Source organism: Syntrophorhabdaceae bacterium, assembly GCA_028713955.1.
GTDB lineage: Bacteria > Desulfobacterota > Syntrophorhabdia > Syntrophorhabdales > Syntrophorhabdaceae > UBA5609.
In genome coordinates, this window is sequence record JAQTNJ010000217.1 from 1 (window position 1) to 5383 (window position 5383).

6 protein-coding genes are annotated in these 5383 nt (G+C 49.0%); 1 reads left to right on the forward strand and 5 read right to left on the reverse strand.

Features of this window, described 5'->3' with window-relative positions; genetic code table 11:
* The coding region (locus tag PHU49_14105) for a phenylalanine--tRNA ligase beta subunit-related protein (GenBank protein MDD5245139.1) at window positions 1–571 on the reverse strand (571 nt) is incomplete at its 3' end.
* Window positions 572–727: 156 nt separating this feature from the next.
* Here PHU49_14105 and PHU49_14110 point away from each other — a divergent pair.
* Window positions 728–1462: an ion transporter gene (locus PHU49_14110; GenBank protein MDD5245140.1), complete on the forward strand. Its 735-nt coding sequence runs from the start codon at window positions 728–730 to the stop codon at window positions 1460–1462.
* A gap of 25 nt (window positions 1463–1487) precedes the next feature.
* Here PHU49_14110 and PHU49_14115 read toward each other — a convergent pair whose 3' ends face one another.
* The 4 genes from PHU49_14115 to PHU49_14130 all read right to left on the reverse strand — a co-directional run bounded on the left by PHU49_14115 (window position 1488) and on the right by PHU49_14130 (window position 5199).
* The gene (locus PHU49_14115; protein MDD5245141.1) at window positions 1488–2603 is read right to left on the reverse strand and encodes an NADH:flavin oxidoreductase; all 1116 of its coding nucleotides are present in this window, start codon (window positions 2601–2603) and stop codon (window positions 1488–1490) included.
* A gap of 241 nt (window positions 2604–2844) precedes the next feature.
* A complete protein-coding gene (locus PHU49_14120) occupies window positions 2845–3060 on the reverse strand; it encodes a dodecin family protein (GenBank protein ID MDD5245142.1) in 216 nt (71 codons plus the stop codon).
* Window positions 3061–3445: 385 nt separating this feature from the next.
* Window positions 3446–3910 (reverse strand): transcription elongation factor GreA, encoded by a 465-nt coding sequence (gene greA, locus PHU49_14125; protein MDD5245143.1) that lies wholly within the window; start codon window positions 3908–3910, stop codon window positions 3446–3448.
* Window positions 3911–3984: 74 nt separating this feature from the next.
* Complete coding sequence (locus PHU49_14130) at window positions 3985–5199, reverse strand: Nramp family divalent metal transporter (protein MDD5245144.1); 1215 nt, start codon at window positions 5197–5199, stop codon at window positions 3985–3987.
* Window positions 5200–5383 lie beyond the last annotated feature (184 nt).

Genomic DNA, 5383 nt, shown 5'->3' on the forward strand with positions numbered 1-5383 from the left:
CAGCGTAGGAATAGAAAAGAACATTACGCGTATCATCCCTCACCTTTGTCTTTTCATCTGCCCCCTGGCAAAGGACGCAGATGATGTCCTTTTCGTCCCGGAGCACGATCTCCCCCTCTTTCATTATAAATTGCCGGCCCCCCATTCCGGCACTCGTCTCCCCTCCCTGGGCTATATCGAGCATGAGCCTGCCTTCGATCCGATCAAGATCGGTGACCGCCACGAGGATGCCTGCGCACATCTCGGCCATGAAGTGGGCATCGACCATGAGGTTGTACCTCGGGAACCCGCTGTTGATCGTTCTCTTAAGATGCTGGGGCAAGGGACATTCGAACCCGAAGCCCTGAAAAAAGCGATCGTAGATATCGATACGCTGAGAGATATTGGCAAGCGTTTCCCGCTTTCTCATCTTTCGCAGGAGATTTCGCCTGTATTGATCAAACTCCGCGCTGTCGCTTAAGGGCCGGCAGTCTGAAATGAGCGTCAACCCGAAGGCCACACCCGGGTATTTAACTTCGTAGGCAGGTGAGATTGAAAAATCTATCCATGTTGCCATCTTCTTTTCTTCCATTCCAGACCTCGCAGTCAAAAAACGATTTCCAGGAGGGACGGGGAAACCCTTTTTTAATTTTCCTCCTATTCGATATATTTTGCAAGGGGGAATCTGATACGGGCCTTTTTGTATTTTCAAATTGACACGAGGAGAGGACAATCGTACCATAATCCGATGAAAAGACATGATCACCCTCCGTATCTTATTTTTATACTAACACTCAGTTTGCTTGCCATAATTGTATTGTTTATTAAAACAGTATTTAAGCTCGATACGGAAGTAGAGCAGATACTTCATTATGCGGATTACATTGTTTGCACTGTCTTTTTTGTCGATTTCTGCATCCTCTTGTTCAGGGCAGAGAATAAGCTCAGGTATTTTTATACCTGGGGATGGATAGACCTTTTGTCGAGCATACCTGTTCTTTATTCTTTTAGGTGGGGCAGGATCGCGCGCATCACCAGGATATTCACCCTGCTACGGGGAGTCAAATCGGCAAAGATCCTTTTCAATCTTGTTCTCGACAGGCGTGCACAAAGCGTGACTCTTGCGATGATCCTTGTATCGATCATTGTACTCACCTTTTCGGCAATATTAGTGCTGCACTTCGAATCCACCGCTATGTACGCCACAATAAAAACTGCCGAAGACGCCTTTTGGTGGAGCATTGTTACGATTACAACGGTCGGATACGGAGACAAGGTCCCGGTTACTCCGGAAGGCAGAGTGGTGGCCGCAATGCTGATGATCGTAGGGGTAGGGCTTTTTGGTACGTTATCCGGTTTTGTTGCCTCATGGTTTGTCGGACACCCGAAAGCCCGGGAAGAAACCGGGACAGAGGCGATACAAAAAGAGATAGCCGGGATAAAGGAAATACTGGAAGACCTGCGCCGGCATCAAAAACCCTGAGCGATCAAGGGACGCAACCCTGCTGTCATTCCATTCTATTCTTCCATTCTTGCATTTTATCGTGGGGCCATCGTGCACAGAGAGCGGACTTCTTTTTTAGTATCAATTTCATGCACGCGTCTCCGCAGGCTGGATCACAGCGGATAATATCATTCTCTCTGCCCTGTTTCACCTTTTCGGGCCATTGGGGGTCAGCCCACAGGACCCGCGCCAGTCCGATCAGGTCGGCCTTTTGCTCTTCAAGGATGCTCTCCGCCAGAGAACCCGTTGCTATTCTGCCGGCAGCGATAACCGGGATACGTACCTCTTTTTTGACGGCGGCTGCAAGATCGACCATGTAGCCGTCTTTTTTGGACCTGCTCGCAACGTCCGGCAGCGGGAAAGACTCATACGTTCCGCCCATGACAGAAATATATGCAATGCCCGCCGATTCGAGAGAACGGGCAAACCGGACGGATTCGTTCAGTTGCAGACCGTCAGGCAGCCATTCATCCGCAAGAAAACGATAACCGATTGGGAAATCTCCCACTATATTTTTTACTGCCGCAACGACCTCAAGTGGAAACCTTTGCCGGTTCTCAAATGAGCCGCCATATTCATCCTCTCTCTTGTTGGTTCTGGGGGAGAGGAATTGAGCCAACAGGTAGCCCGTACCTCCATGCAGTTCCACCATGTCAAAGCCTGTGTTTTTGACCCGTAATGCCGCATCGGCATATCTGTTCGCAATCGTTCGGATCTCTGCCGCGCTCAATGCCCTTGGGAGCCTGCCGAAGGTCTCAACGGCAGAGGGTGCAACGGGTTCACTCACGGCGGCGAAACGCCCGGCGTGGTTGATCTGGAGACAGGCAACAGCGCCTTCCTGCCGGATCGTTGAGGATAACCTTTTTAATCCCGAAGCGTAATCATCAGAATCTACCCGAAGCGTCCTATTGGAGCCGCTGCCCGTCGGATGGTCTATTGTCGCATTCTCGACCACTACCATGGCAACCCCGCTTTTCGCCATCAGCCGGTAATGGTCCAGCAACACGCTGCTCACCGTACCGCCTTCCCCGGCATATCCGAGATACATCGGGGCCATCGTTAATCTGTTTTTCAGGATAATTCCTGCTATCTTAAACTCAGAGAATAGATGTGCATACATGATTGTCCTCCTTTCCCAATGCACCACCCTTTTTCTCCATTTTCCCGCAATCTTATATATTTTGCAAGGGAGAACAATTGCCGTGTGAAAGGTTCAATGATTTGGAGATTGTTGATTCCGTGGATTACAGGCTGGAATACGCACAAATAAGGCAGGACCATTTCTGACCCTGCCTCGAACTCAAACCGAAAAAGGACAGGCTGACCTTCCTTTTCCCGGTGTTACATTTCTTCAGGTAAGGCTATTTCTTCGGGTGGTACTTGAACGAAACATTGAGTCGTACCCTATAGCTTACCACCTTCCCGTTTTCCAGTGTTACATCCTGTTTCACCACTTCACCGATACGGAGATCCTTGACGCTCTTTGCAGCGGTTTCTATGGCAATCTTAGCCGCATCCTCCCATGATTTTTCACTGGTACCCACAATCTCGTTAACAACGTAAACGCTGTCTGCCATAACAACCTCCTTTTGATTTTCATTCTTTTTGGAACATTATATGGTTTTAATAGCACAAATATCCGATATGTCAAGAAAACGTTTGAGCCAGGCGCATTTGTGACAATACCACGTGAAATGGTGCATCCTTTATGAAATGGGTTCCATGAAGAACTTGATAGTCATCAAATAGAAAAGAAGTAAGAGCTTGTCCCTGGTATTTTGCATGGCATAATTAATCGTAACGTGTGTTTTGAGCCGGAAGAGCTTTGCGGCTCCTTTTAGTCGCCGGGAACCGTTACGCGAATAGCGACTTCGAGGACCGTTGGCGGCCGTTCGCTGTCGCAGGTATCCGGCAGGTAGTGGAACGGTGAGCGAAACAGTATTCCTGCAAATAACTTTTGCTTTAAATTATCTTTACGACTTCATAGGTGCGCTGACCTCCGGGGGCGTTGAAGTTTACCTCGTCGCCTACGGATTTTCCCATCAGCGCCCTTCCAAGCGGAGAGGAGATCGATATGGTGCCGCTGTTTATGTCCGATTCGTAGGGGCCCACGAGCCGGTACATTGCCTCTTCATCGGTATCGAGATTGACGAGCGTTACAGTGCAGCCGAATTCAACACTTTCAAACTCACCGCTCCTCTTATCGACGATCTCGGAGTTCTTGATCATCTCTTCAACCTCGGCGACCTTTTTCTGGAGGAACTGGAACTCCTCTTTTGCCGCATCATACTCTGCGTTCTCTGAGAGGTCTCCGTGACCGCGTGCCTCTTCGATAGCCTTGAGGATCTTTGGTCGTTTTACGTTGAGCAGGTTCTCATGCTCTTTTTTAAGGTTTGTATGCCCTTCCCTCGTTATAGGTACTTTCATATATACTCCATAAAAATATGATGAGCTAAAAGACTACATCGTTCACGTCACTTTATCAATATTTTTTCTTCTATCTATCTGACAACGTCCATGAAGGTGTTGTAGAGGAGAACAACATTGAGAATGGTGAGGATTGTTGCCCCGGCATATGCCACAATATTCATCCAGAGGGAGTTCCTGTAATTTCCCATCAGTTCCCCGTCATTGACGAGCTTTATCATAAATATGATGATCGCGGGGAGCAGGAGGCTGTTGATGATCTGACTGAACCACATGACCTTTATGAGGGGCAGCCTTGGAATTAATACAACAGAAGCGCCGAGGACAAGTATCGTTGTAAAGATCAGTTTGAACTGCGGCGCCTCCCTGAAGCCCTTTCCAATCCCCATCTCCCAGCCCATTGCCTCACAGATGTAATATGTGGTGGCAAGCGGCAGGATACATCCCGAAAAGAGCGACGCGTTGGCCAGTCCTATGGCAAAGAGGATGTACGCGTTTCTTCCGGCGAGAGGTTTCAGCGACAGGGCAGCATCCTTTGCAGAGTCTATCCCGATACCGGCAGGATAGAGCGTCGCGCCGCAGGCTACAATGATGAAAAATGCCACAATACCCATCATAATAGCCCCGAATATTACATCTACCCTGGATGCCCAGAGGTCTTTTTCTCCCAGGCCCTTCTCCACGACTCCTGACTGGAGATAGAATTGCTGCCATGGCGTTATCGACGTGCCGATAATGCTGACCACTATGATGAGGTAATCCTTGTTCCATTGTATCTGCGGCGTAACCGTCTTTTGCATTACCTCGCCCCAGTCGGGCTTGGCAAGGAATGCGGAAATGATATAGGTAAAATATATGAAGCAGATCCCCAGGAAGATCTTCTCAAAGATGCTGTAGTTCCACTTTGTGACGAGGAACCATACAAAGAACGCCCCTATCGGGACCGAAATATACTTGCTCACGCCGAAGAGCTCCATGCTCGCTGCCCAGCCCGAGAATTCTGCCGCCGTATTCCCGAGGTTGGTAATAAAAAGGGATACCATGACCCAGAACGCTATCCTGATGCCGTACCGTTCCCGTATAAGGTCCGCAAGCCCCTTCCCTGTCACAATCCCCGTTCTCGCCGAGATCTCGTGGAGGACCGCGAGGAGAAAGACCGTTGGGATGAGCGTCCACAACAGATTATACCCGTATCGCGCCCCCGCGATGGAATAGATCGCTATCCCACCGGCATCATTATCGATATTGGACGTGATAATGGCCGGCCCCACAAGAGAAAGCAGTATCATTGTTCTCGTTAAAAAAGACATGTCCACTTATATCACAGCACACAATCCCCTTTCAACGTAAAAGCCGGTTGCGAATTGTCTCAAAGATTTTTACTAGATGAGAAGAGACCTCTGAGGCAAGAGGTCTCTTCGATGTTAACCATTGTGCAGGATCTTACAGAAAGTTCAATCAGGGAAAAACTCT